This window comes from Caballeronia arvi (genome assembly GCF_001544695.2).
Taxonomy (GTDB): domain Bacteria; phylum Pseudomonadota; class Gammaproteobacteria; order Burkholderiales; family Burkholderiaceae; genus Caballeronia; species Caballeronia arvi.
The window spans coordinates 209923-233942 of record NZ_FCOM02000004.1 but is presented as its reverse complement, the minus strand read 5'-3'; the positions used below and the strand labels follow the sequence as shown (position 1 = coordinate 233942).

Genomic DNA, 24020 nt, shown 5'->3' with positions numbered 1-24020 from the left:
TTCCTCCTGAATCTGATGCACGAAGGGCCGCCTGTGTTGCCGATGGCGGCCCTCATGCGCGAAGCACGCTTCGCGTGTCTCCTGCGATTTCGCTTACTGCGCGCCGAGCTTCTTGATGAGCGCGTCGAGCTGTTCCATCTCTTCGCCGGTCAGATCGGTCAGCGGCGCACGCACCGGGCCCGCGCTGTGGCCGACGAGCGTCGCGCCCGCCTTGACGATCGACACCGCGTAGCCCGCCTTGCGATTGCGGATCTTCAGGTACGGCAGGAAGAATTCGTCGATCAGACGGCCGGTCGTCGCGTGATCTTCGGCGGCGATCGCGCGGTAGAACTCCATCGCCGTCTTCGGGATGAAGTTGAACACCGCCGACGAGTACACCGGCACGCCCAGCGCCTTGTAGGCGGCTGCGTAGACTTCAGCCGTCGGCAGGCCGCCGAGGTAGGAGAAGCGGTCGCCCAGGCGGCGGCGGATCGTCACCATGTTTTCGATTTCGCCGACACCGTCCTTGAAGCCGATCAGGTTCGGGCAGCTTTCTGCGAGCTGTTCCAGCATGTCGGCGTTGAGCTTCGAATTCGCGCGGTTGTAGATGATGACGCCCATGTTCGGCACGGCCTTGCACACTTCTTCCGCGTGATTGCGGATGCCGTCCAGCGAGGCTTCCGTCAGGTAGTGCGGCATCAGCAGAACGCCTTGCGCGCCTTGCTTCTCGGCTTCCTGCGCGAACGCGATGGCCGTGCGCGTCGGGCCGCCGGCGCCCGCGAGGATCGGCACCTTGCCGCGGCACACTTCGGTCGCCGTCTTCACGATCTGCGAATATTCGGGTTGCGTCAGCGAGAAGAACTCGCCCGTGCCGCCCGCGACGAACAGCGCCGAAGCACCGTACGGAGCCAGCCATTCGAGGCGCTCCGCGTACGTGTCCGCGCGAAAGTTGCCTTGGCTGTCGAAGTCCGTCACGGGGAAGGAGAGCAGGCCTTCGGAAACGATTTGCTTCAGTTCTTGCGGTGTCGTCATGGTGATGGGGTCTCGTGTTCGGCGACCGGCGATTGCCGATCTCGTAAGTCATCGTACAACACAGTCTGTCATCAGACAACCGCTTTAACGCTTTGAAATCAATGAATACGGGTAAATACTAAGCAATTGTGACCGTCTATGTTGTAGGATGACATAACTCCAAGCCGCAGCCCGCGCGGTGTGTTTGCACAAGGATTCGTCAGAATGAATCAGTCTCCCCTCTATATCCGTGTCCATCCGGACGACAACGTCGCGATCGTCGTGAACGACGGCGGTCTCGGCGAAGGCGCCACGTTCGCCGACGGCCTCGTGCTGCGCGAGCGCGTGCCGCAGGGTCACAAGGTCGCGCTGAAAGATCTCGCGGAAGGCGACGCGGTGATCCGCTATAACGTGGTGATCGGCTACGCGACGAAAGCGCTGCCGAAGGGAAGCTGGATCAACGAGCACGTCACGCGCATGCCGACGCCGCCCGAACTGCACGATCTGCCGATGGCGACGATCAAGGCGCCGGACGAATCGCCGCTGGAAGGCTTCACGTTCGAGGGCTATCGCAACGCGGACGGCTCGGTCGGCACGCGCAACATCCTCGCGATCACGACGACCGTGCAATGCGTGGCGGACGTGGTGCAGCACGCCGTGACGCGCATCAAGGCGGAACTGCTGCCGCGCTATCCGAATGTCGACGATGTCGTGAGTCTCGGCCACACCTACGGCTGCGGCGTGGCCATCGACGCGCCCGACGCGATGGTGCCGATCCGCACCGTGCGCAATATCTCGCTGAACCCGAACTTCGGCGGCGAAGTGATGATGGTGTCGCTCGGCTGCGAGAAGCTGCAGCCGGAGCGCCTGATGCCGCCGGGCACGATCCCGATCGCGGCGGCATCGGCGGAAACGGAAGACGTGGCCGATATCGGCGACAACACGCACGACGACAACGGCGGCGCAGTCGTGCTGCAGGATGAATCGCATGTCGGCTTCGCGTCGATGATCGACTCGATCATGCACATGGCCGAGATGCATCTGAAGCGCCTGAACAATCGCCGCCGCGAGACGTGTTCGGCGGGGGATCTGGTCGTCGGCGTGCAGTGCGGCGGCAGCGATGCGTTTTCCGGTCTGACGGCGAATCCGGCCGTCGGCTTCGCGACCGATCTGCTGGTGCGCGCGGGCGCGACCGTGATGTTCTCGGAAACGACGGAAGTGCGCGACGGCGTTGCGCAACTGACGGCGCGCGCGGCGAACGGCGAAGTCGCGCAGGCGATCATCCGTGAGATGCAGTGGTACGACGACTATCTGAAGCGCGGCGGCGCGGATCGCAGCGCGAACACGACGCCGGGCAACAAGAAGGGCGGACTGTCGAACATCGTCGAGAAGGCGATGGGGTCCATCGTCAAGTCGGGCAGCTCGGCGATTTCCGGCGTGCTGTCGCCGGGCGAGAAGGTGAAGCAGAAGGGCCTGATCTATGCGGCGACGCCCGCGAGCGATTTCATCTGCGGCACGCTGCAACTGGCGGCGGGCATCAACCTGCATGTGTTCACGACGGGGCGCGGCACGCCGTACAGCCTCGCCGAAGTGCCCGTGCTCAAGGTCGCGACGCGTTCGGATCTCGCGCGCCGCTGGCACGATCTGATGGACGTGAACGCGGGCACCATCGCAACGGGCGAAGCGACCATCGCCGATGTGGGCTGGGAGCTTTTCCGGCTCATGCTCGATGTCGCGAGCGGCAAGAAGCAGACGAAGGCCGAGGCGCTCAAGCTGCATAACGCGCTAGTGCTGTTCAATCCGGCGCCGGTGACCTGATTCGACGCGTGCTGTTCAAAGCAGGACAATTGCCCCGCCTCAATCGATGCGGGGCAATTTTTTTGCACTATGGAACTGGATCCACTCTCCGGGCAAGTCCGAGCCGATGACCTCCAATCCCGCTCCGACAAGACGAACTCCGATCCCCCGCACTGTCTGGGCGCTCGGCATCGTCAGTCTCTTCATGGACCTGTCGTCCGAGATGGTGCATGCGCTGCTGCCGATCTACCTCGTGACGACGATGGGCATGAGCGTCACCGCGCTCGGCGCGCTCGAAGGGGCGGCCGAAGCGACTGCGATGATCGTCAAGGTGTTTTCCGGCTCGCTCAGCGATTGGCTCGGCCGGCGCAAGGGCTTGCTGCTCTTCGGCTACGGGCTCGCGGCGTTGACCAAGCCGCTGTTTCCACTCGCCGATACGCCCGCCGTGGTCGCGGCCGCGCGTCTGCTCGACCGCGTCGGCAAGGGCGTTCGCGGCGCACCGCGCGATGCGCTCGTCGCGGATGTCGCGCCACCGGAAATCCGCGGCGCCTGCTTCGGCCTGCGGCAGTCGATGGACACCATCGGCGCATTCGCCGGACCGTTGCTCGCGATTGTGCTGATGCTCGCGCTGTCCGACCAGATTCGCACGGTGCTGTGGTTCGCGGCGGCGCCGGCGCTCATCGCGGTCGCCGTCCTGTTCTTCGGCGTTCGCGAACCCGAACGGGCGGATGCGCCAGGCGCATTTCGCTCGCCGATGCACTGGAATTCGATACGCGAATTTAGCGGGCGCTACTGGTATGTCGTCGCGATCGGCGCGACCTTCACACTCGCCCGCTTCAGCGAGGCGTTTCTCGTGCTGCGCGCGCAGCAGGCCGGGCTCGGCCTCGCGTGGATTCCGGCCGTGATGGTGGTGATGAGCGTCACGTATTCGCTAAGCGCCTATCCGGTCGGCGTGTTGTCCGATCGATGGAACCCGCGCGCGCTGCTCGCGTGCGGGCTCGTTCTGCTGATCGCAGCCGATCTGCTGCTCGGAACCGGCACATCGATGCTCGCGCTGTTCGCGGGCGTCGCCTTGTGGGGACTTCACATGGGCTTCACGCAGGGCATTCTCGCCGCGATGGTCGCCGAATCCGCGCCGCCCGCGTTGCGCGGCACCGCATTCGGCGTGTTCAATCTCGCGAGCGGCGTCTGTATGGTGTTGTCGAGCGCGATCGCGGGCTGGATCTGGGACCGCAACGGCGCGTCGATGACTTTTTTCGCAGGCGCCGCGATCGCGCTGGTTCCGTTGGTGATGTGCGTCTGGCCGCGTTTTTCTTCACGGCCCGCGCCGTGAGGCATTACCCCACGTACCGCGCCGCCGGCGTATCCGTCGAAAGCTCCGGGCTCATCGCCTGACGCGCGGCTTCATACGCGTCCCACTTGGCGCCGTCGTGCAGCGATGGAATCGTCACGAGTTCGTTGCGGTCGAAGCCGACGAGCGCCGCATCGACCAGATCGCTCGCCGACATGACGATTGCGCTGTCGAGATTCTCGATCGGCAGGCCGCCCGTTTCCCAGAAGTCGGTGGCGGTCGCGCCCGGCAGCACGGCCTGAACGCCCACGCCCGTGCCCGACAGTTCCTTGTGCAACGCCTGGCTGAACGCGAGCACGAACGCCTTGGTGCCGCCATACACGCCGTTGAGCAGCTCCGGCGCGATGCTCACGATCGACGCGATGTTGATCACCGCGCCCTTGCCGCGCGCCACGAAACCCGGCACCGCCGCATACGTCAGACGCGTGAGCGCGGTCACGTTGAGGTCGATCATGCGGGTCATCGCATCGACATTGCTGTCGAGCAAAGGCGTATGCGTGCCGACGCCCGCGTTGTTCACGAGCAGCGTGATGCTCGCGTCGTCCTTCAGCTTCGCTTCGACGGCGGCGAGCGCCTGACGGTCGCCCAGATCGGCGTCGATGATTTCGACGCTGCGGCGCGTCTCGTTCGTGATGCGCTGCGCGAGCGCCGTGAGCCGGTCGCGATTGCGCGCGACCAGAACGAGGTCGTACCCGCGCCGCGCGAGGCGCTCGGCATAGACCGCGCCGATGCCCGAAGATGCGCCGGTGACGAGCGCCGTGCCAGGATGTTGCTGCGTCATGATTTCACTCCGTCCGAAAAAGGTGGTTGATTGCGTGAGTGAATTCTGGTCGAATTTGACCGTGGCGCAAATGACGTATAGGGTAGTGATTCGAGACATCACCGCGACGGGATAACGACGTGCACCGCATCGGCTATTTATTGAGCGACGGCTTCCAGATCATGGCGCTCGCATCGCAGACGGTATTCGAAATGGCGAACGACGTGTCCGGCGAGCCTTTCTACGGCGTCGAGAATTTTTCGCTGCACGGCGGCGAAGTGCGCTCGTCGCTCGGCTTGCCGGTCGGCACGCGCAAGATCACGCCGCGCACCGCGATGGACACGTGGATCGCCGCGGGCGTCACCACGCCGCTCACGCTGCCGCCGCCCGCCGAAGTGCTCGCGTTTCTGCGCCGCGCGAGCACGCGGGCGCGGCGCGTCGCGGGCATCTGCACGGGCGGGTTCGTGCTCGCCGAGGCGGGCCTGCTCGCGCACCGGCGCGCGACCACGCATTGGGCCTACGCGCGCGACATGCAGCGGCTTTTTCCCGACGTGCGCGTGGAAGAGGACCGCATCTTCATCGTCGATGGCCCGGTCTGGACATCGGCGGGCATGACGGCTGGCCTCGATCTCGCGCTCGCGATGGTCGAGAAGGATCTCGGCGCGGAACTCGCGCGCTCCGTCGCGCACAAGCTCGTGATGCATCAACGCCGCGCGGGCGGCCAGTCGCAGCATTCGGAAATGCTCGATCTCGCGCCGAAGTCGGATCGCATCCAGAACGCGCTGAACTACGCGCGCAAGAACCTGAACCGGCCGCTGACGGTCGAGGAGCTCGCGGGCGAGGCGCATCTGAGTCCGCGTCAGTTCAGCCGCGTGTTCACGCAGGAGACTGGGCAGTCGCCGGCGAAGGCCATCGAAGGACTGCGGCTTGAGGCGGCGCGCCTGATGATCGAAACGAGCCGTCATTCGCTCGAAGCGATTGCGCTCGAAACGGGCTTCAGGGACCGGCGTCACATGCGCGAGGCGTTCATGCGCGGTTTCGGCGTGCCCCCGCAGGAAGTGCGGCGCGAAGCTCGGGCACAGGTCTGATAACTTCCGCACTTTCCACGCACAACGAGGACACGCCGTGTTGAAGATCGATCCCGACCGCCTGCTGAACGACCTCAGGCATCTGCGCACGTTCGGCGCGACCGGGCCGGGCGTCGTGCGCTTATCCCTTTCGTCCGTCGATATGGACGCGCGCCGCTGGCTCGCCGGCCGCATGAACGACGCGGGCCTCACCGCGGCCATCGATGGCGTCGGCACCGTGTTCGGCCGCTCGCGCAATGCAGGCCCGGCGCTTCTGATCGGCTCGCACACCGACACGCAGCCGACGGGCGGCTGGCTCGACGGCGCACTCGGCGTCATCTACGGTCTGGAGATCGCACGCGCGCTCGCCGAATGCGAAGAGACGCGCAGCTTTGCGGTGGACGTCGCATCGTGGTTCGACGAAGAGGGCACGTTCTCGGGCTTTCTCGGCAGCCGCAGCTTCGTCGGCGACGATGTCGATGAAGCCATCCGCGGCGCGCGCAATCGCGAAGGCCTGTCGCTCGCCGATGCGCTCGCGCAAGCCGGCCTCGCCGGCAAGCCGCGCGTGCGGCTCGACGCGACGCGCCACAAGGCCTACATGGAGCCGCATATCGAGCAGGGCGGGCGTCTGGAGGCGCACGGCAAGTCGATCGGCGTGGTGACGACGATCGTCGGCATCCGCGAGCTCCGGCTGCGTTTCACGGGCCAGCGCAATCACGCGGGCACGACGCCGATGTCGATTCGCCGCGACGCGGGCGCGGCGCTCGTCGCGTTCATCGCGCGCATGGACGACGCGTTTCGCCCGCTCGCCGATGCGGATACCGTGTGGACCGTGGGGCGCATCGAGCTCGATCCGGGCTCGTTCAGTGTGGTGCCCGGCGCGGCGGACCTGTACCTGCAATTCCGCGACGCCAGCGCGCAACGCCTGCGCGCGATGGAAACCGCGCTCGCGTCGCTGATCCGCGATTTCAACGATGAAGGCAAGGTCGGCGTCGCGATGGTCGACAGCGAGCCGCCCGAAGAACCTGTCGTGATGGACGCCGGGTTGCAGGCGCATCTGGCGCAGGCTGCGGAAGCGTTCGCGCCGGGGCAATGGGAACGCATGCCGAGCGGCGCGTCGCACGATGCGCAGTTGCTCGCGCATCACATGCCGGCGTGCATGCTGTTCGTGCCGAGCATCGGCGGAGTCAGTCACGACTTCATCGAGGATACGGCCGAGGCGCACATCGTAAAAGGTTGCGAAGTCGCGGCGCGGGCGGCGGCGGAGATTCTCCGCACGCTCAACGCATAGCGCGCGCTCAGCGATGCCGGAGAGAACCGGCATCGAGAATCAGAACGGCACGTCGCCGATGATCCCCGCACGCTCCATCTTCCGGTGGCAAGGCGGATAGTCCATCACCGCGTAATGCTGCGTGCTGCGGTTGTCCCAGATCGCGATGCTGTTCTTCTTCCAGCGCCAGCGCACCTGAAACTCCGGGATATAAGCCTGGCTCACGAGATACGCGAGCAACTGTCCCGCGCCGGGATTCGCGTCCTGCCCGAAACGCACGCGCTCAGGCGTGTGATAGTTGGTGAAATGCGTCGTGAACGCGCTGACGAACAGCACTTTCTCACCGGTCTCGGGATGCGTGCGCACGACCGGATGCTCGGCATCGGGAAACTGCGCCTTGAGCGCGAGACGCTTTTCGATCGGCATGGCCGCGCCGAAGCTCGCTTCGATGCTGTGCCGCGCGCGCAGTTCCGCGATCTGCTCCTTCACGTTCTCGGGCAGCCTGTCATACGCGAGCACCATGTTCGCCCACATCGTGTCGCCGCCGACCGGGGGGCATTCCACGCAACGCAGCACGGCGCCGAACTGCGGTGCCGCACGCCAGGTGGCGTCTGCGTGCCATGCGTTCTCGTACCGGTCGTTGGGCTGGTCCGGATTCTTGTAGATGCGCACGAGTCCCGGATGCTCGGGATCGCTGCCCGCGACCGGATGATCTTCCAGCTCGCCGAAGCGCCGCGCGAACGCGACATGCTCGGCGCGCGTGATGTCCTGATCGCGCAGAAAGAGCACGCGATGCGCAAGCAATGCGGCGCGGATCTCGCCGAAAAGCGCGTCGTCGTGAATGGCGTCCGCGAGCTTCACGTTCGTGAGTTCGGCGCCGATCGCGCAAGTGAGTTGTTCGATACGCATGTTGCCTCCTCAGACGACGAGCACGGACGAACCCGTGGTTCTGCGCGCTTCGAGATCGCGGTGCGCGTCCTGCGCATCGGCGAGCGCATAGCGCTGATTGATTTCGATGCGGATGCGACCGCTCGCGACATGATCGAACAGTTCGGCGGCGAGCGCGTCCTTCTCGGCCGGATCGGCGATGTAGTCGGCGAGTGCCGGGCGCGTGAGATACAGCGAGCCCTTCATCGCGAGCAATTGAGGATCGAAGGGCGGAATCGGGCCCGATGCCGTGCCGACGCAGACCATCAGTCCGCGCCGCGCGAGCGAATCGAGCGATGCGTTGAAGGTCGTCTTGCCGACGCTGTCGAATACCGCGTTCACGCCTTTGCCATCGGTCAGTTCACGCACGCGCGCGGCGACATCCTCGCGGCTGTAGTCGATCACGTGCGCCACGCCGTGCTCGCGCGCGACTTGCGCCTTCGCATCGCTCGATACCGTGCCGATCACCGTGACGCCGAGCAGCTTCGCCCATTGCGACACGATCAGCCCGACGCCGCCCGCCGCCGCGTGCAAGAGCAGCGTGTCGCCGCGCTCGAAGCGCCGGATGCGCGTCATCAGATAGGCGGCGGTGAGGCCGCGCATCGTCATCGCGGCGGCGCGCGTGCAGTCGATCGCATCGGGCAGTTTGATCAGCGGCGCAGCCGAAATGATGCGCTCCGTGCTGTAAGCGCCGAGCGTGTTGATGAACCCAGTGTAGGTCACGCGGTCGCCTTCCTTCAGATGCGTGACGTTCGCGCCGACCTTCTCGACGACGCCCGCCGCCTCGACGCCCATGCCCGAAGGCAGCGGCACCGGATAGAGGCCGGAGCGGAAATACGTATCCGCGAAATTGAGGCCGACCGCCTCGTGACGCAGACGCACTTCGGACGGGCCGGGGTCGCCTACGCCGACTTCTTCCCAGCGCAGGACTTCGGGGCCGCCGGTTTCGTGAAAGCGGATTGCATGTGCCATTGTGTTCGTCTCCTGATTCGGTCTGTGTTCAGTGTGTTCAGTGTGCAGCGGCGGCGAGCGCGTTCCAGTCGTCATCGCGCAGATAGCGGCGCGCGGCGGGCAGCACCGCGCCTTCGATGCGTCCCATGCGTTCCCACGCGAAACCCGCGCACGCATGCAAACGGTCTTCGATCACATCGCCTCGCGTCGCCGATTCCGCGATGCGCGCGAGCAAGGCCGTTTCGCGTTCCGCGAGGCGCGCGAGTTCGTCGAGTTCGGCGTCGAGCGCGGAGGTTCGGTTGCGCAGCGCCGTCGTCAGCGCGGTGTCTTCGTCATGCGCTTGCTGAAAACGTCCGATCGTGCGCGGATCGGGCCGCTTCATGCAGAGCGCGTCGTCGTACGCATCCGAGCGTGCGCGATGCGCGGCCAGCAGCGCGCCGACCGCTTTCGCGACCATCGGGCGCGCGTCGACCGGGCAGATCAACACGGCGACGCCCGCCAGGGGCGGCACGGCACTGCCCTGCGCGATGCACACGAGGTCGTAATCGCGCGATGCGGGCGCCTCGCCCGCCAGCACGGACGACGGCACGCCCTGCGCCCGCGCCGCGGCTTCGGCGCGCGCCAGCAGCGCTCGCGCATGCCGATGCTGCAGTGCAGCGGCGCCGTGGTTTTCCTCGCGGGTTTCGCCGGTATCGCGGCAAACGAACGTGATGCGCGCGCCGAGCGTCCGCGCGAGCTCGGCCGCATGGCCAATCGCCTCGACGCACGCGTCGCTGCGCTCGACGGGCACGAGCAGATGTCGATACATGATGATCCTTCAGCTTGCAGTTGCACGATTGAATGCATCGTAGTGGGGGCATGGCGCGCGCGCCCCTCTCGCGGCGGGAGGGGCTTGACGCGCGCGCGTCATAGGAACCATGCTTGAGCGAAACACGAAACCACCCGATGCCCACCGACTCCCCCTCCACCGAACTCGTTTTGAAGACGATGGCGCCGCGCGCGCCGTCCGGCCTGCTCGCACGCGCACGCCTCCACGCCGCGAGCATGCCGGGCGCGGGCAGCCAGATCGTGCTCGTGCAGGCGGGCGCGGGCTACGGCAAGACTTCGCTGCTCGCGCAATGGCGGCGCGAGTTTCTGGCGCGCGGCGCGGCCGTCGCGTGGCTGCTCGCCGACGAGCGCGACGACGCCGAGCGCTTCCTGCGCGCGCTCGTCCACACGGTGCGCGCCGCCTGCGCGCGGCCCGCGTTCGGCCGGCTGATCGTCGATAGCCCGGGCGCGCCCGCCGGCGCGTTCGATCTCGCGACGGCGTGGCTCGCCGAACTGGCCCAGCTTTCGCTCGATGTCGTCCTGATCGTCGATGACGCGGACAGGTTGCCGCCATCGGGCGCCGCGCTGCTCGATTACGTGCTGCACAACGCGCCGCAGAACCTGCGTATCGTCGCGGCCGGGCGGCAGGGGCTCGACAAGCCCGCGGCGGAACTGCTCGCCTACGGGCAGGCGGGCCTCGTCGGTCCGGAGGCGCTGCGTTTTCGCGTCGACGAAACCATCGCGCTCGTCACGCAGCGCTTCGGCGCTCGCGTGGACGCGGATTCGAGCGCGCGCCTCTTCGAAATCACCGATGGCTGGCCGCTCGGCCTGCAACTCGCCCTCACGGCGATGTCGCGCGCGCAGGACCCGCGCGCCGCGCTCGACAATCTCGCGGCGGGGCCGCGCGGCTTGCGCGAGCCGCTCGTCGCCGCGCTGCTCAGCGAACTGTCATCGGAAGATGAACGCTTTCTCGTCGGCATCAGTGTCGTGGACGTGCTGCATCCCGACCTGTGCGCCGCCCTGACCGACGATCCCGACGCGCCGCAACGCCTTCTGCGTCTCGCGCGCGACACGCCCGTTTTCGTCACCGCCGAAGAAAGCGACTGGTGCCGGCTGCATCCGCTCGTGCGCGACGTGCTGCAAACGCGCTTCGCCGCGCTCGCGGACACGCAGCGCGCCGATCTGCACCGGCGCGCGGCGCGCTGGCTCGGCGCGCGCGGCATGCTCGAACAGGCGGCGCGTCACGCGCATGCGGCGGGCGAGCGCGAGCACGCGTACGAGCTCGCGGAACAATCGCTGCACGATGCCGTGAAGCAGGGCCAGCTCGGCACCGTGCTCGACTGGCTGGAACGTCTGCCGGAGCCGGAGCTGGAGAAGCGCCCGCGTCTGCGTCTGGCGGTGGCGTGGGCGCTCGCGCTCAGCGAACGGCACAGCGAGGCGCAGCGCCAGGTCGAGCGCGTACTGGCATCGTCAGGGGCCGACGACGCCCTGCGCTACGAATGCGCGCTGATCCTGAGCGCGGCCGCCTGGTACGCCGACGATCCCGACGCCTTTCTCACGCTCTTCGAGCCGTGGGCGCAGACGCCGCCAGCCAGGGATTCGTGGCTCGCGCAGGCGCACGCAAACCGCCTCGCCGCCCGCGCGATGCTGCTCGGCGAGCCCGCGCAGGCACGGCGTCTGCAACAGTCGATGACGCGCGAGCAGATCGGCAAGGGTCACGGCTATCTCGTGCGCTGGGGCGATCACATGGTCGGACTGACGTTCCTGCAGGAAGGCCAGGTGAAGCTCGCCGAAAGCGTGCTGCTGCCCGCGCTCGCGAGCGCCGAAGAAGATCTCGGCAGGCGTCATCCGCTCACCTGCATGTTCGCCGCGACGTGTGCGTCGATTGCATATGAAGACGATCGCATCGACGAGGCCGGCGCGCTGCTCGCCAATCGACTCGACGTGCTCGAACGCGCCGCGCTGCCCGAAACCGTCGTGCTCGCGTATCGCACGGCGGCGCGCATCGCGGCCTTGCGCGGCGACGAGCATCGCGCGCTCGATCTGCTCGAAATGCTTCACGCGATGGGCGTCGCGCGCAATCTGCCGCGTCTGTGCGTGACGAGTCTCGCCGAGCAGGTGAGCGCGCACGCAGGCCGCTACCGCGCGCAAACCTGCGATGCGCTCGTCGCGCGTATCGACGCCATCGTCGATGAACATGCCGCCGCGCGCGGGCCGATCTGGCGCGAATCGGTGCAGATGCTCCAGGCGATGGCGCACGGCAGCGCCGAAATGGCGCGGCAGGACTGGCGCGCCGCGATCGAACCGTTCGAGCGCGCCGAACGCATCGCCACGACGATGAAGCTCGGCCGCCAGCGCATCGCACTGATGGCCTTGCGCGCGTTCGCGCTCGAACGCGCGAGCGGCGAAGGCCATGCGCCTTTCCTCGAAGCGTTGAATCTCGCGCGCACTTATCACCTCGGGCGCGTGCTGATCGACGCGCATCCCGAACTCGCCGACTGGGCCCGGCGCGTCAGCGAAGACGGGCAGACGCCGCCTGGCGAGCGGCCGGTGGTGCCGCCGCACGTCGTGCGCCCGCCGCCGCGCTCGGCCACGGGCGGCCCGCGCGCCTTGCCGAGCGTCATCCTCACGCCGAAAGAGCGCGAGATGCTCGAACTGCTCGCGCGCAATCTGAGCAACAAGGAAATCGCGCTCGCGGCGGCGGTCGGCGAGGGCACCGTCAAGTGGCATCTGAAGAATCTTTTCGGCAAGCTCGACGCGAGTTCGCGCAAGCACGCGGTGCGCCGCGCCATCGCGCTCGGGCTGCTCGAAGGTGTGCAGTAGCACGCATCGTGCTGCTTGTATTCCCCGGTGCCTCACATATGCTTGCTGAGTGTGACGCGTCCCGTGAGGAGCGATCTTGGAGAGCCCTGAAGCGCGCGTTCGCCGCAGCTACGGCACGCAGCCCGGCTCGCGCTTTCCCATCGGCGCGACGGTGGTGCGGGGCGGCGTCAACTTCTGCACGTTCTGCCGGCACGCGACGCACCTCGAACTGCTGCTGTATGCATCGGAAGAAAGCGTCGAGCCGTTTCAGGTCGTCACGCTGACGCGTGAAGCGAACCGCACGTTCTTCTTCTGGCATGTGCTCGTCGAAGACCTTCCGCTGCGCTGCTGCTATACGTGGCGCGCGTACGGGCCGCTCGGCGTGCCGCAGATGAGCGATGAAGCCGCGAGCCGCAAGGAACTGCTCGACCCGCATGCGCGCGGCGTGAGCGACCGCTTCTATCAGCGCCGGCAGGCGGCCGTCGCGGAGGCGGCCGAGCACGCGTCGCTCAGAGCGATCGTCACGGAGCCGCTCGGCGCGCCCGGCCAGGACGTGGACGTCCGCACGCTCGACGACGCCATCATCTACGAACTGCACGTAGGCGGCTTCACGCGGCATCCGTCGAGCGGCGTGCGCCATCCCGGCACGTTCGCGGGGCTCATCGAGAAAATTCCTTATCTGCAGGCGCTCGGCGTTACGCATGTCGAACTGCTGCCGGTGATGGCCTTCGACGAGCAGGACATACCCGCGTCCGCCGTGGCGCGCGGCCTCAGCAATTACTGGGGCTACAGCACGCACAGCTTTTACAGTCCGCATCCGCGCTATTGCGTCGAGCCTGCGCGCGCGCCGCAGGAGTTCCGCGAGTTCGTCGATGCGCTGCATGCCGCCGGCATTCGCGTCCTGCTCGATGTCGTGTTCAATCACACATCGGAAGCGGGAAGAGACGGGCCGCTGATCCACTTCAAGGTGTTCGCCAACGAGGCCTTTTATCAAGTCGATAATCAGGTCGATACGAACGATGCGCGCCACTACCGCGATTACACGGGCTGCGGCAATACCGTCAACTGCAATCATCCGCTCGTGTCGGCGTTCATCATGCGTTGTCTCGAATACTGGGTGCGCGACCTCGGCGTCGACGGCTTTCGCTTCGATCTCGCGAGCGTCTTCGCGCGCGGCGCGCACGGCGAGCTGCTGCCCACGCCGCCCTTGCCCTGGGCGATGGAAGCATCGCCGGTGCTCGCGCGCGTGCCGCTGATCGCCGAGGCGTGGGATGCGGGCGGGCTCTATCACGTCGGCGCGTTTCCCGGCATGGCGTGGGCCGAGTGGAACGGGCGCTACCGCGACGTGATCCGGCGCTTCGTGCGCGGCGATCCGGGCCTCGTCGGCGAGGTGTGCACGTGCATCGCGGGCAGCGCGGATCTCTATCAGGACGATGGCAGGCTGCCCGCGAACAGCATCAACTTCGTCACCTGTCACGACGGCTTCACGCTGAACGATCTGGTCAGCTACGACGCGAAGCATAACGAGGCGAACGGCGAGGACAATCGCGACGGCAGCAACGACAATCTGTCGTGGAATTGCGGTGCGGAAGGCGAGAGCAGCGATGCGGCGATCATCGGCCTGCGTCTTCGACAGGCGCGCAACTTCATGGCGATCCTGCTGCTGAGCCAGGGCGTGCCGATGCTCCTCGCCGGCGACGAAATCCTGCGCAGCCAGCGCGGCAACAACAACGCGTTCTGTCAGGACAACGCGCTCTCGTGGATGGACTGGCGTCTCTCCGACGACGCGCAGGACATGCTGCGCTTCGTGCGCGAGCTGATCGCGCTGCGCAAGCGTCACGCGAGCCTGCGCCGCCGCCGTTTTCTGACGGGGCGGCCCGAAAACGGACAGACGCATCCCGACGTCGCCTGGCACGGCGAGCGCCTCGACGAGCCCGCGTGGCACGACCGCGGCGCGCGCTTCGTCGCCTTGACGCTCGCGGGGCACGCGCCGGACGAGCCGATGCTGCATATCGTCTTCAACATGAACGACGATGCCCGCGACGCCGCGCTGCCCGTCCTCGACAACCGGAGCTGGCGGCGCATCGTCGATACGTCGGCTGAAGCGCCGCGCGACATTGTTCCGGATATCGAAACAGCGGACGTCGAACGCGGTGTGTGCCGTGTCGAAGCGCGCAGCGTCGTCGTGCTGGAATCGTTCTGAATTATGCGTTCGGCGGCGCTGGACTGTGCGGCGCAAAACGCTTATTAGTGATGGTCGTGTACTGCTGCGTAGCATTGTCCACCCACAGGAGGCGGCATGGATGCAGTCAGAACGTTCCTCGAGAATCAGTCGCTGTTCGCGCTCTTTCTGACGATCGCACTGGGTTATCTGATCGGTGAAATCAATATCAAGGGCGTGGCGCTCGGCTCCGGCGCGGTGCTGTTCGTCGGGCTCGCCATTGGCGCCTTCGCGCCGAAGTCCTCGCCGCCCGCGCTCCTGGGCACGCTCGGATTGTTGCTGTTTCTGTACGGCATCGGCATTCAATATGGCGCGCAGTTCTTCCACGGGCTCACGAGCCGCGAAGGGGTGAAAGCGAATGCGGCGGCGTGCATCGGCGTGATCGTCGCGGGTCTCGTGTCGGTGGGCTTCATTCCGCTCGGCATCAAACTCGCCGATGCGCTCGGCATGTTCGCCGGCAGCGGCACCAGCACGGCGAGCCTGCAGGTCGCGATTGCATCGATGAAAAACAACGATGCCGCGGTGGCCTACAGCGTCGCGTATCCGTTCGGGGTCGCCGGACCGATTCTGTTCCTGTATGTGCTGAACGTTGCGCTCAAGGTAAAGATCCAGAAGCCGGCCGCGAAGGTGCTGGAAACGGCTGAAATCGCGCTGAAAAACGAAAACCTGTTCGGCATGAACATATCGCAGCTCGCGAGCCGCCTGCCTTCGGGCGTGGTGATCGCCGCGGTGCGCCGCGCGCATCACAATCAGTTGCCCACGGCCGACTTCACGCTGCGCGCCGACGACGTGCTGCTCGCCACCGCGACCGACCGGCGCCTGCTCGACGAAGCGACCGCGCTATGCGGCGAATTGCAGCCGGGGCGCATGGCGAGTCATCGCGAAGACCTCGACTACATGCGCGTGTTCGCGTCGAATCCGTCGGTCGTCGGCATGGCGCTCGGCGACATCCGCTTTCCCGATGGCGTCAACTGCGCGATCGCGCACGTGCGCCGCGGCGACGCCGACATGCTCTCGACGCCCGATCTCATCCTCGAAGCGGGCGACCGCGTCGGCCTGCTCGTCAATCGCGCGCATCAGGCGACGATGCGCACGTTCTTCGGCGATTCGATCAAGGGCACGGCGGATCTCAGCTTCATCTGCCTGGGAATAGGCGCGGCGGTCGGCTTGCTCGTCGGCGCGATTCCGCTGCGCGTGCCCGGTCTCGGCGCGTTCAGCCTGGGACTCGCCGCATTGCTGCTGGTCGCGCTGTGTCTGGGCAAGGCGCGCCGCAACGGGCCGTTCGTCTGGGTGATGCCGCTCTCGGCGAATCTCGTGCTGCGCAATCTCGGCCTCACGATCTTTCTCGCGCAAGTGGGCATTTCATGCGGGCCGAAATTCGTCGCGACGGTCGGCACCGCCGGGCCGCTGCTGCTGCTCTACGGCGCGATCACGCTGCTGATTCTGGTGGGCGTCACGGCCGTGTGCTGCCTGTGGATTTTCAGGCTGCCCTTCGATACGTCGGTCGGCGTGATCTGCGGCGCGACCGGCAATCCGGCGATCCTCGCGTTCGCCAATCGCATCGCGCCGACGGATCAGCCGGACATCATGTACGCGATGATTTTCCCGTCGATGACCATCGTCAAAGTGCTCTTCGTGCAGATCGCCATATCGCTTGCCGCGGGTTAGGCTTTTGCCCCACCATGCCTGAACACAAGTAAGGAGCCCATCATGGAAGTGGCGATCTTTAGCTCGACGCCTTACGAGCGCCAGTATCTCGACGAAGCGAACAAGACCGAGAAGCACACGCTCAAGTACCACGACATGTCGCTGGACATGGATACGGTCGGGCTCGCGGCGGGCTACGGCGCGGTGTGCATCTTTGTCAATGACAAGGCCGACGCCGAAGTGCTCGAAGCGCTGCACAAGGGCGGCACGCGTCTCGTCGCGCTGCGCTGCACGGGCTTCAATAACGTCGATCTCGCCACGGCGGGGAAGCTCGGCATCAGGGTGGTGCGCGTCGTGAATTATTCGCCGAACTCGGTGGCGGAGCATGCGGTCGCGCTGCTGCTCGCGATCAACCGCAAGGTGCATCGCGCCTACAACCGCACGCGCGATTCGAACTTTTCGCTCGATGGCCTGATCGGTTTCGATCTGTGCGGCAAGACGGTCGCGGTCGTCGGCACCGGCAAAATCGGCTGCGTCTTTGCGAAGATCATGCAGGGCTTCGGCTGCAACGTGATCGGCCACGATCCCTATCCGTCGAAGCAATTCGAAGCGCTCGGGCTGCGTTACGCGACGCCGGGCGAGATCGGCGAAAGGGCGGACATCATCGCGTTGTTCTGTCCGCTGACGCCGCAGACGCATCACATCATCAACGCCGAAATGCTGAAACGCGCGAAGCCCGGCGCATTGCTCATCAACACGAGCCGCGGCGCGCTGATCGATACGGAAGCCGTCATCGAAGCGCTGAAGACCGGCCAGCTCGGCGGCCTCGCGATCGATGTCTATGAACAGGAAGCGGATCTCTTTTTCCGCGATCTCTCCAGCGAGATCATCACCGACGATATCTTTCAGCGGCTCGTGTCGTTTCCGAACGTGATCGTGACGGGGCATCAGGCCTATCTCACGCGCGAAGCACTGACGACGATCTGCGAAACCACGTTGCAGAGCATTACCGCGTTCGAGCAAGGCAAGCCCCTGGAGAACGAGGTCAAGGTCGGATAGCGGCGCATGCCCATGCCCGAGCAGAATTCGCAGGAAGCGCGTCCTCGAAAGCGCGTCCTCGACACCGTGGATCGCGTGTCGGAGCTGTGCTTCGGCCTCTTCATGGCGCTGACCTTCGTCGGCACCGTGTCGGCGGCGACGAGCGGCGAGGATGCGGGACGCAAGATGCTGTACACGGCGCTCGGCTGCAATCTCGCGTGGGGCCTCGCCGACGCCGTCATGTATCTCGTGCGCACGATCGCGGACCGCTCGCGCAGGCACGCGCTCGCGCTCGCCATTCACCGCGAGCGCGACGCGGCGGCGGGCGTGCGCGCCTTGCGTGAGCGCGTATCGGCGACGCTCGATCCGTTCATCTCCGACGCCGATCTCGAAGCCATACGCAAGCGCATCGCCGCTGACGAAAGCCTGCCCGATAGCGCGCGCTTCATGCGCGATGACTTTCTCGCGGCGCTCGGCATCTTCATCATCATCGTGCTGTCGACGTTTCCCGTCGCCGCGCCCTTCGTCATCGTCAAGCACGTGCCGACCGCGTTGCTGATTTCGCGCGTCCTGACGCTCGCGATGCTATTCATCTGCGGCTTCGCATTGGGCCGCTATGCGGGCTGGAGCGGCTGGAAAGCGGGACTGTCGATGACAGCGCTGGGCGTGCTCCTGACGATGGCGATCATCGCCTTAGGCGGGTAATTAAATCGCGTGGAATCGCGGCTGGAAACCGAAGTGTCGTGAAGCGGTAAAAGTACGCATTGCACGACGCTTTCGGCACTATTATCCAGAGATCAATGTCTGCTGAGCGCCTGAGTACAGGCAAGGAGTCTCCATGAATGCGAAGAAAGTGCGCGCGGCCTGCGCCATCGTGATGACGGTGATGGCGCTCGACGCTATCGCGCAAAGCAAGCCGATCGCTTATCCGTCGAAAGGGCAGAGTGCGCAGCAACAGCAAAAGGACGATGGCGCGTGCTACAGCTGGGCGAAGAGCAACACGGGCATCGATCCGGCGACGGCATCGGCGGCGCCGCCTCCACAGGGCGGACCGGCCGTCGGCGGCGGCGAGCGCGTGGGCGGCGCGGCGCGGGGCGCTGCGGGCGGCGCTGTGATCGGCGCCATCGCAGGCGATGCGGGCAAGGGCGCGGCCATCGGCGCCGCGGCGGGCACGATGGGCGGCGGCATGCGCGCGCGCCAGAACAAGCGTACGCAGGAAGCCAACGCGCAGGCGCAAAGTCAGGGCGCGATGTCCACGTACTACCGCGCGTGGGCGGCGTGCATGCAGGGGCGCGGCTACTCGATCCAGTAGGGTTAGCCGTTTCATCGCGGCGTCGATAACAACAAGAGGAGCGCGATCATGACGCGCATGAGTCGCTTTGCCTTCGCATCGACGCATGCCGCGTGCGCGCTCGCGTCCGTCGTCATGCTCGCGCTCGCCGGTTGCGCGCAGCCCGAGCAGCGCGTGCAACCCGGCATGGACCAGCAGGAAATCGTCGCGAAGCTCGGGCCGCCGAAGGAAACCTACGATCTGCCCAATGGCGGCAAGCGTCTCATGTGGCCCACGCAGCCGATGGGATCGACCACCACGGCCGTCGATCTCGATGCGTCGGGCAAGGTGGTCAGTGTGCGGCAAGTGCTTCAGGAAAACGAGTTCTATCGCGCCGAGGTCAACAAGTGGACGCGCAACGACGTGATGGTCGCGTTCGGCAGGCCTTTCGAGACGGCCTATTTCAAGCGGATGGATCGTGAAGTGTGGTCGTATCGGTACATGGAGAACAACATCAGCCACATGATCTTCAACTTCTATTTCGACGCGCAGGGCGTGCTCAGGCAGACACAGAAGCAGCCTGACCCGAAGTTCGATCCGAGCCAGCGCAGCATACTCTGAGCGCGTGCCTGCGTCGTTCGCTAGAAGCTGACCGCGAAGCCGAACGACACGCCATGCACGTTGTGGCCGAAGACATAGCGCACCATCGCGCGCGTGCGCGTGATGATGACCGGATACCTGCTGCTGTCGAGTTCGAGCCCCACGCCGAGTGACGTCAGATCGTTGAAGCCGAGCACGCCGGCGCTGTCGCCGAAGTAGTGGGAGTACGCGGTTTCGAGGACATAGCGCACCGGCCGGTCGAGCGCGGCGAGGCCTGTGGGCGCACGCCAGCGCGCCCACAGGCTGAACTGCTGCGCGGCCGCCGAACCCTGCACGGCCGCCGACGATCCGCCAAAGCTGCGGATATAGATGTCCGTCGCGCGCAGTTCGAGATCGATTTCGTAGTGCTCGCGATAGTGCTCCAGATCGAGCATCAGCGAGCCGCCGACGCCGTATGCGTTGAGCGCGCCGTCTTCGAGGAACTGGAGATTGGCGTCCGCGATGTGATTGAAAACCGTTTGCGCGACGCGCAAATCGCTCGCGACGCGTCCGACCATGCCGTTGAGAATCGGCCTGAGGCGCAATTCGTCGGTGATCGGGAAGTCCCAGCCGATGCCGATCGTCGTGCTCGCCGTGTTCCATTTCGCCGGGACGGCGCGTTCCTGACCGCCGTCGGTGGCGACGAAGGTCGGATCGTAGCGGCTGTACGCGAGCGTGCCTTCGAGATAGAGCGGAAAGGACTTGCTGATGGTGAAGCCGCCGCCGAGCTGCGTCTGGCCGAAGCCGGGATTGCCGCTCGTGCCGCTGTTGATGGATAGCGAGCTCGTCGTGACGTCCGGCACCGCGGTGTACGACATGATCGCGAGCACGGCGTTCGCGTAGTTCTTCACGTTGGTGCCGACGACGGCGCGATCCGGCGCGGCCTGCGCCTGCGCGATGCCGGGCGCCACGGCGAGCAGGAATGCGAGCACCGGGAGGATACGCAACCGGCTCGGGGAGAGGAACGGCTTTCGCATGTGCTGCGTTCGCTTGAACGTTGTACGGCTGGTTGGTCGTTACATCGCGTACGTTGCATTGGCTGTTCCGCCACTACGCAGGAAATGTAGATGACGGATCGACGCAAGCCAAGTGCGTTGCTTCGAATCTATTTACACGACCGTTCAGGATTTCCTAAACTGAAGCTATCTCGCGCAACGCGTCCGGGAGATCCCGATGAAACTGAACGAGCCGCGCATGGTGGTTGCTTCGATCGGCGTGTTCATCTGGCTTGCCGGCCTTTACTTCACGATTCACGGCCTTCTGTACGACCTGAGGCCCGAATTCCGCTACGGCATGTGGGCGCTCGGCATCGGCATCGTGATATTCGTCGTCGCGTTGAATCCGCTCGCGCAGCGCCGCTCGGCAAAGCGCGACGGACCGACGTGAATCGTGCGCCGGTGCGGCACGCTTGCGATCGATTACCGCAGGACTCAATGGAGAAATCCGCAATGGGCGACCTCTGGCTGGGTAATGTCGACGAGTCGACGACCGACGACGAAATCAAGGACTTTCTCTGCCGCTACGGCTTTCCACCGTTCGATTCGATTCAACGCGTCACGGGCACCGGCGAGCATCCGGCCGCGGTCGTGAGTTTCGATTCGATCGAGCCGCATGTGCTGCGCACCTTCCAGCCGCGCATTCACAACATGTTCTGGAAGGATCGCACACTCATGGTGCAGGTCGTGCCCGAACGCAACGAAACCTGACGGCGACGTCATGCATGGAACCGTGCCGCGCGCATCGCCGCGATGGCGGCATCGGTGTGGTCGCGCGCGGCGGTATCGAACGAACATCATGGGAACACAGCCATGAAGGATGAGAAGGCCGTCAACGAGTCGAAAGGGGAACGCGAAGACGCGGGTGGACATGCGCGCCTCAGCCGCAAGCAGTATGAGAAGGAGCTCGCGCGCCTGCATGTCGAGCTCGTGAAGCTGCAGGAATGGGCGGTGCATACGGGCGCGAAGATCTGTGTCGTCTTCGAAGGACGCGACGGCGCGGGCAAGGGCGGCACGATCAAGGCGCTCACCGAGCGCGTGAGCCCGCGCATCTTCCGCGTGGTCGCGCTGCCCGCGCCGACCGAGCGCGAGAAGACGCAGATGTACGTGCAGCGCTATTTGCCGCATTTGCCCGCGGCGGGTGAAATCACGCTCTTCGACCGAAGCTGGTACAACCGCGCGGGTGTCGAGCGCGTGATGGGCTTTTGCACTGACCAGCAGGCGACCGAGTTCCTGAAAGGCGTCCCGCTCGTCGAGAGCGCGATCATCCATTCGGGCGTCATCCTGCTGAAATACTGGCTCGAAGTCGGCCAGGAAGAGCAGACGCGGCGTCTCGAGGAACGCATCCACGACGGGCGCAAGATCTGGAAGCTTTCGCCGATGGACCTGCGCTCGTACAGCCGCTGGTACGACTATTCGCGCGCCCGCGACGAGATGTTCGAAGCGACCGATACGGATCAGGCGCCGTGGTACGTCGTGCGTTCCGACGACAAGCGCCGCGCGCGTCTGAACCTCATCAGCCACTTTCTGAAAAGCATCCCGTACGAGGACGTGCCGCGCGAGAAGGTGAAGCTGCCGAAGCGCCAGAAAGCGGAAGGCTATCGCGAGAGCAACCGGCCGCTTCGCTACGTGCCCGAGCGCTTCTGAGCGCCATCGGCGCACGGCATCGTCATCATGTCGGAACGCGCGCCCATCCTTCCAGCATGGCTGTTTCACTACGGGAAACAGTGGGCGCGCGCGGACGCGGTCGCCGGTCTGACGGCGGCGGCCGTCGTCATACCGAAGGCGCTCGCTTACGCGACCATCGCGGGCCTGCCGGTTCAGGTCGGCCTCTATACCGCGTGCGTGCCGATGATCGTCTACGCGTTCATCGGATCGTCGCGCGCGCTCTCCGTCAGCACGACGACCACGCTCGCGATTCTCGCCGCCAACGCGCTCGGCAACGTCGTCCCGGACGGCGATCCGCACGCGCTCGCCGCCGCCAATGCGACGCTGACGCTGCTCGTCGGCGCGATGCTCGTCGCGGCGGCGGTGCTGCGGCTCGGCTTCGTCGCGAACTTCATATCGGAGCCGGTGCTCGTCGGCTTCAAGGCGGGCGTGGCGATCGTCATCGTCATGGATCAGTTGCCGAAGCTCTTCGGTTTGCACTATCCGAAAGGTTCGTTCGTGCACAACGTCGGCGCGTTTTTCGCCGGCTTGCCGCATCTGTCCGCGAGCACACTGGCGCTCGCGGCGCTCACGCTCATCGCGCTCGTGCTGCTCGAACGCTTCACGCCGCGCGCGCCGGCGCCGTTGTTCGTCGTCGCGGCGGCGATCGTCGCGGTGGCCGCATTCGGCCTGCGCGCGCATGGCGTCGAAACGGTCGGCGCGGTGCCCGCCGGATTGCCGTCATGGACCATGCCCGATGTGTCGCTCGCGTTGAAGCTGTGGCCCGACGCAATGGGCATCGCGCTGATGAGCTTCACCGAAAGCATCGCGGCCGCGCGTGCGTTCGCGCGCAACGACGAGCCCGCGCCCGATGCGAACCGCGAACTGCTCGCGACCGGCTTCGCGAATGCGGGCGGCGCATTCTTCGGCGCGATGACGGCGGGCGGCGGAACGAGCCAGACGGCCGTCAACCGGCAAGCGGGCGCGCGCACGCAGCTCGCGGGACTCGTGACGGCGTTGATTGCGCTCGCGGTGATGCTGCTGTTCGCGCCGCTGATGGCGCTGATGCCGCACGCGACGCTCGCGGCCGTCGTCGTGTTCTATTCGATCGGGCTCTTCAGCCCCTCCGAGTTCCGCGCCATCCTGAAGATTCGCCGTACCGAATTCGTGTGGGCCCTGACCGCATGCGCGGGTGTCGTGCTGCTGGGCACGCTGGAGGGCATTCTCGTCGCGATCGTCGTGTCGCTGTTCGCGCTCGCGCATCAGGTGTCGAACCCGCCCGTGTACGCCCTTAAACGCATACCGGGCACGAATGTGTTCCGGCGCGATTCAGAGCGGCATCCCGAAGACGAAGCGTTTCCCGGACTGTTGCTGTTGCGTCCCGAAGGACGGATATTCTTCGCGAATGCGCAACACGTCGCCGAAAAAATCCGGCCGCTGGTGCGCGATTCGAATGCGAAGATCGTCGTGCTGGATCTCAGCCGCGTATTCGATGTCGAATACACCGCGCTCAAGATGCTGAGCGAAGCCGATGCGCGCCTCGCCGCGAACGGCACGACCCTCTGGCTCGCGGGCCTGAACCCCGGCGTGCTCGAGGCGGTCAGGCGCGCGCCGCTCGGCCAGGCGCTCGGCGAAGCGCGCATGTTCTACAACTTGGAACACGTGGTGGAGAAGTATCGGGAGATTGTTTCGCCCGATGTAGCGCGTCATTGAGTCGCCTTTTTTTGCCACCTCGCTGTCGCACGTTGCGCTTATATTTGGATGATGTTATTCAGATCATCTGTCCAGAGAGACGTTCGTCAGACCAGGTTCGAAGCATCGGCTATCAGCGTCATCCCATG

General features: G+C 65.8%; 21 protein-coding genes. 15 read left to right on the top strand and 6 right to left on the bottom strand.

The window, feature by feature from the left end:
* Positions 1 to 93: 93 nt before the first annotated feature.
* Complete coding sequence (gene kdgD, locus AWB74_RS07350) at positions 94 to 1011, bottom strand: 5-dehydro-4-deoxyglucarate dehydratase (protein WP_061146114.1); 918 nt, start codon at positions 1009 to 1011, stop codon at positions 94 to 96.
* Between the two features lie 204 nt (positions 1012 to 1215).
* Here kdgD and garD point away from each other — a divergent pair, with 204 nt between their 5' ends.
* Together garD and AWB74_RS07340 are read left to right on the top strand one after the other, a co-directional pair.
* Positions 1216 to 2808, top strand: a complete 1593-nt coding sequence (gene garD / locus AWB74_RS07345) for a galactarate dehydratase (RefSeq protein WP_061146113.1) — start codon at positions 1216 to 1218, stop codon at positions 2806 to 2808.
* Between the two features lie 106 nt (positions 2809 to 2914).
* On the top strand, positions 2915 to 4120 hold the full coding sequence (locus AWB74_RS07340; RefSeq protein ID WP_061146112.1) for an MFS transporter: 1206 nt from the start codon (positions 2915 to 2917) through the stop codon (positions 4118 to 4120).
* Positions 4121 to 4124: 4 nt separating this feature from the next.
* Here the strand turns inward: AWB74_RS07340 and AWB74_RS07335 are convergent, their stop codons facing one another.
* Positions 4125 to 4919 carry an SDR family NAD(P)-dependent oxidoreductase gene (locus tag AWB74_RS07335; RefSeq protein WP_061146111.1) on the bottom strand — a complete coding sequence of 265 codons (795 nt, stop codon included), beginning with the start codon at positions 4917 to 4919 and terminating at the stop codon, positions 4125 to 4127.
* Between the two features lie 119 nt (positions 4920 to 5038).
* On the opposite strand from AWB74_RS07335, the gene AWB74_RS07330 reads away from it, so the two are divergent.
* Together AWB74_RS07330 and AWB74_RS07325 are read left to right on the top strand one after the other, a co-directional pair.
* Positions 5039 to 5986: a GlxA family transcriptional regulator gene (locus AWB74_RS07330; protein WP_061146110.1), complete on the top strand. Its 948-nt coding sequence runs from the start codon at positions 5039 to 5041 to the stop codon at positions 5984 to 5986.
* A 37-nt stretch (positions 5987 to 6023) separates the two neighbouring features.
* Positions 6024 to 7256: a Zn-dependent hydrolase gene (locus AWB74_RS07325; protein ID WP_061146109.1), complete on the top strand. Its 1233-nt coding sequence runs from the start codon at positions 6024 to 6026 to the stop codon at positions 7254 to 7256.
* A gap of 39 nt (positions 7257 to 7295) precedes the next feature.
* Here AWB74_RS07325 and AWB74_RS07320 read toward each other — a convergent pair whose 3' ends face one another.
* Genes AWB74_RS07320 through AWB74_RS07310 form a run of 3 tightly spaced genes read right to left on the bottom strand, consistent with a single transcriptional unit; the run spans position 7296 to position 9921 of the window.
* Entirely contained in the window at positions 7296 to 8144 is an 849-nt protein-coding gene (locus tag AWB74_RS07320) for a TauD/TfdA dioxygenase family protein (protein WP_061146108.1), read from the bottom strand.
* 9 nt (positions 8145 to 8153) lie between these two features.
* Entirely contained in the window at positions 8154 to 9134 is a 981-nt protein-coding gene (locus AWB74_RS07315; protein ID WP_061146107.1) for a quinone oxidoreductase family protein, read from the bottom strand.
* 37 nt (positions 9135 to 9171) lie between these two features.
* Positions 9172 to 9921: a universal stress protein gene (locus AWB74_RS07310; protein WP_061146106.1), complete on the bottom strand. Its 750-nt coding sequence runs from the start codon at positions 9919 to 9921 to the stop codon at positions 9172 to 9174.
* A gap of 137 nt (positions 9922 to 10058) precedes the next feature.
* Between AWB74_RS07310 and AWB74_RS07305 the strand changes: the two genes are divergently transcribed.
* The 7 genes from AWB74_RS07305 to AWB74_RS07275 all read left to right on the top strand — a co-directional run bounded on the left by AWB74_RS07305 (position 10059) and on the right by AWB74_RS07275 (position 19519).
* Positions 10059 to 12743, top strand: coding sequence for a LuxR C-terminal-related transcriptional regulator (locus AWB74_RS07305; RefSeq protein WP_061146105.1), 2685 nt, complete (start codon positions 10059 to 10061; stop codon positions 12741 to 12743).
* A gap of 76 nt (positions 12744 to 12819) precedes the next feature.
* Positions 12820 to 14925: a glycogen debranching protein gene (locus AWB74_RS07300; RefSeq protein WP_061146104.1), complete on the top strand. Its 2106-nt coding sequence runs from the start codon at positions 12820 to 12822 to the stop codon at positions 14923 to 14925.
* Between the two features lie 96 nt (positions 14926 to 15021).
* Positions 15022 to 16611, top strand: coding sequence for an aspartate:alanine exchanger family transporter (locus AWB74_RS07295; RefSeq protein ID WP_061146103.1), 1590 nt, complete (start codon positions 15022 to 15024; stop codon positions 16609 to 16611).
* Positions 16612 to 16653: 42 nt separating this feature from the next.
* Complete coding sequence (locus tag AWB74_RS07290; RefSeq protein ID WP_061146102.1) at positions 16654 to 17649, top strand: 2-hydroxyacid dehydrogenase; 996 nt, start codon at positions 16654 to 16656, stop codon at positions 17647 to 17649.
* Positions 17650 to 17655: 6 nt separating this feature from the next.
* The gene (locus AWB74_RS07285; RefSeq protein ID WP_235024504.1) at positions 17656 to 18333 is read left to right on the top strand and encodes a VIT1/CCC1 transporter family protein; all 678 of its coding nucleotides are present in this window, start codon (positions 17656 to 17658) and stop codon (positions 18331 to 18333) included.
* A 133-nt stretch (positions 18334 to 18466) separates the two neighbouring features.
* Positions 18467 to 18940 carry a glycine zipper family protein gene (locus AWB74_RS07280; RefSeq protein ID WP_061146100.1) on the top strand — a complete coding sequence of 158 codons (474 nt, stop codon included), beginning with the start codon at positions 18467 to 18469 and terminating at the stop codon, positions 18938 to 18940.
* 57 nt (positions 18941 to 18997) lie between these two features.
* Positions 18998 to 19519, top strand: coding sequence for a hypothetical protein (locus AWB74_RS07275; protein WP_061146186.1), 522 nt, complete (start codon positions 18998 to 19000; stop codon positions 19517 to 19519).
* Between the two features lie 20 nt (positions 19520 to 19539).
* On the opposite strand, the gene AWB74_RS07270 is transcribed toward AWB74_RS07275, so the two are convergent.
* Complete coding sequence (locus tag AWB74_RS07270) at positions 19540 to 20514, bottom strand: hypothetical protein (protein ID WP_061146099.1); 975 nt, start codon at positions 20512 to 20514, stop codon at positions 19540 to 19542.
* A gap of 196 nt (positions 20515 to 20710) precedes the next feature.
* Between AWB74_RS07270 and AWB74_RS07265 the strand changes: the two genes are divergently transcribed.
* The 4 genes from AWB74_RS07265 (at position 20711) to AWB74_RS07250 (ending at position 23892) form a co-directional block, all read left to right on the top strand.
* Complete coding sequence (locus AWB74_RS07265; RefSeq protein ID WP_061146098.1) at positions 20711 to 20923, top strand: DUF2964 family protein; 213 nt, start codon at positions 20711 to 20713, stop codon at positions 20921 to 20923.
* Between the two features lie 62 nt (positions 20924 to 20985).
* Complete coding sequence (locus tag AWB74_RS07260; RefSeq protein WP_061146097.1) at positions 20986 to 21243, top strand: RNA recognition motif domain-containing protein; 258 nt, start codon at positions 20986 to 20988, stop codon at positions 21241 to 21243.
* A 102-nt stretch (positions 21244 to 21345) separates the two neighbouring features.
* Positions 21346 to 22179 carry a polyphosphate kinase 2 gene (ppk2, locus tag AWB74_RS07255; protein ID WP_061146185.1) on the top strand — a complete coding sequence of 278 codons (834 nt, stop codon included), beginning with the start codon at positions 21346 to 21348 and terminating at the stop codon, positions 22177 to 22179.
* A 27-nt stretch (positions 22180 to 22206) separates the two neighbouring features.
* Positions 22207 to 23892, top strand: a complete 1686-nt coding sequence (locus AWB74_RS07250) for a SulP family inorganic anion transporter (RefSeq protein ID WP_061146096.1) — start codon at positions 22207 to 22209, stop codon at positions 23890 to 23892.
* The last annotated feature ends 128 nt before the right edge of the window (positions 23893 to 24020 follow it).

What these genes read in the sequence shown, in the direction of transcription:
- AWB74_RS07265 (WP_061146098.1), top strand. Translation starts at nt 20,711, where the DNA reads ATGAAACTGAACGAGCCGCGCATGGTGGTTGCTTCGATCGGCGTGTTC.
- garD (WP_061146113.1), top strand. Translation starts at nt 1,216, where the DNA reads ATGAATCAGTCTCCCCTCTATATCCGTGTCCATCCGGACGACAACGTC.
- AWB74_RS07315 (WP_061146107.1), bottom strand. Translation starts at nt 9,134, where the DNA reads ATGGCACATGCAATCCGCTTTCACGAAACCGGCGGCCCCGAAGTCCTG.
- kdgD (WP_061146114.1), bottom strand. Translation starts at nt 1,011, where the DNA reads ATGACGACACCGCAAGAACTGAAGCAAATCGTTTCCGAAGGCCTGCTC.
- AWB74_RS07280 (WP_061146100.1), top strand. Translation starts at nt 18,467, where the DNA reads ATGAATGCGAAGAAAGTGCGCGCGGCCTGCGCCATCGTGATGACGGTG.
- AWB74_RS07275 (WP_061146186.1), top strand. Translation starts at nt 18,998, where the DNA reads ATGAGTCGCTTTGCCTTCGCATCGACGCATGCCGCGTGCGCGCTCGCG.
- AWB74_RS07335 (WP_061146111.1), bottom strand. Translation starts at nt 4,919, where the DNA reads ATGACGCAGCAACATCCTGGCACGGCGCTCGTCACCGGCGCATCTTCG.
- AWB74_RS07320 (WP_061146108.1), bottom strand. Translation starts at nt 8,144, where the DNA reads ATGCGTATCGAACAACTCACTTGCGCGATCGGCGCCGAACTCACGAAC.
- AWB74_RS07285 (WP_235024504.1), top strand. Translation starts at nt 17,656, where the DNA reads ATGCCCATGCCCGAGCAGAATTCGCAGGAAGCGCGTCCTCGAAAGCGC.
- ppk2 (WP_061146185.1), top strand. Translation starts at nt 21,346, where the DNA reads ATGAAGGATGAGAAGGCCGTCAACGAGTCGAAAGGGGAACGCGAAGAC.
- AWB74_RS07270 (WP_061146099.1), bottom strand. Translation starts at nt 20,514, where the DNA reads ATGCGAAAGCCGTTCCTCTCCCCGAGCCGGTTGCGTATCCTCCCGGTG.
- AWB74_RS07250 (WP_061146096.1), top strand. Translation starts at nt 22,207, where the DNA reads ATGTCGGAACGCGCGCCCATCCTTCCAGCATGGCTGTTTCACTACGGG.
- AWB74_RS07290 (WP_061146102.1), top strand. Translation starts at nt 16,654, where the DNA reads ATGGAAGTGGCGATCTTTAGCTCGACGCCTTACGAGCGCCAGTATCTC.
- AWB74_RS07305 (WP_061146105.1), top strand. Translation starts at nt 10,059, where the DNA reads ATGCCCACCGACTCCCCCTCCACCGAACTCGTTTTGAAGACGATGGCG.
- AWB74_RS07340 (WP_061146112.1), top strand. Translation starts at nt 2,915, where the DNA reads ATGACCTCCAATCCCGCTCCGACAAGACGAACTCCGATCCCCCGCACT.
- AWB74_RS07260 (WP_061146097.1), top strand. Translation starts at nt 20,986, where the DNA reads ATGGGCGACCTCTGGCTGGGTAATGTCGACGAGTCGACGACCGACGAC.
- AWB74_RS07295 (WP_061146103.1), top strand. Translation starts at nt 15,022, where the DNA reads ATGGATGCAGTCAGAACGTTCCTCGAGAATCAGTCGCTGTTCGCGCTC.
- AWB74_RS07310 (WP_061146106.1), bottom strand. Translation starts at nt 9,921, where the DNA reads ATGTATCGACATCTGCTCGTGCCCGTCGAGCGCAGCGACGCGTGCGTC.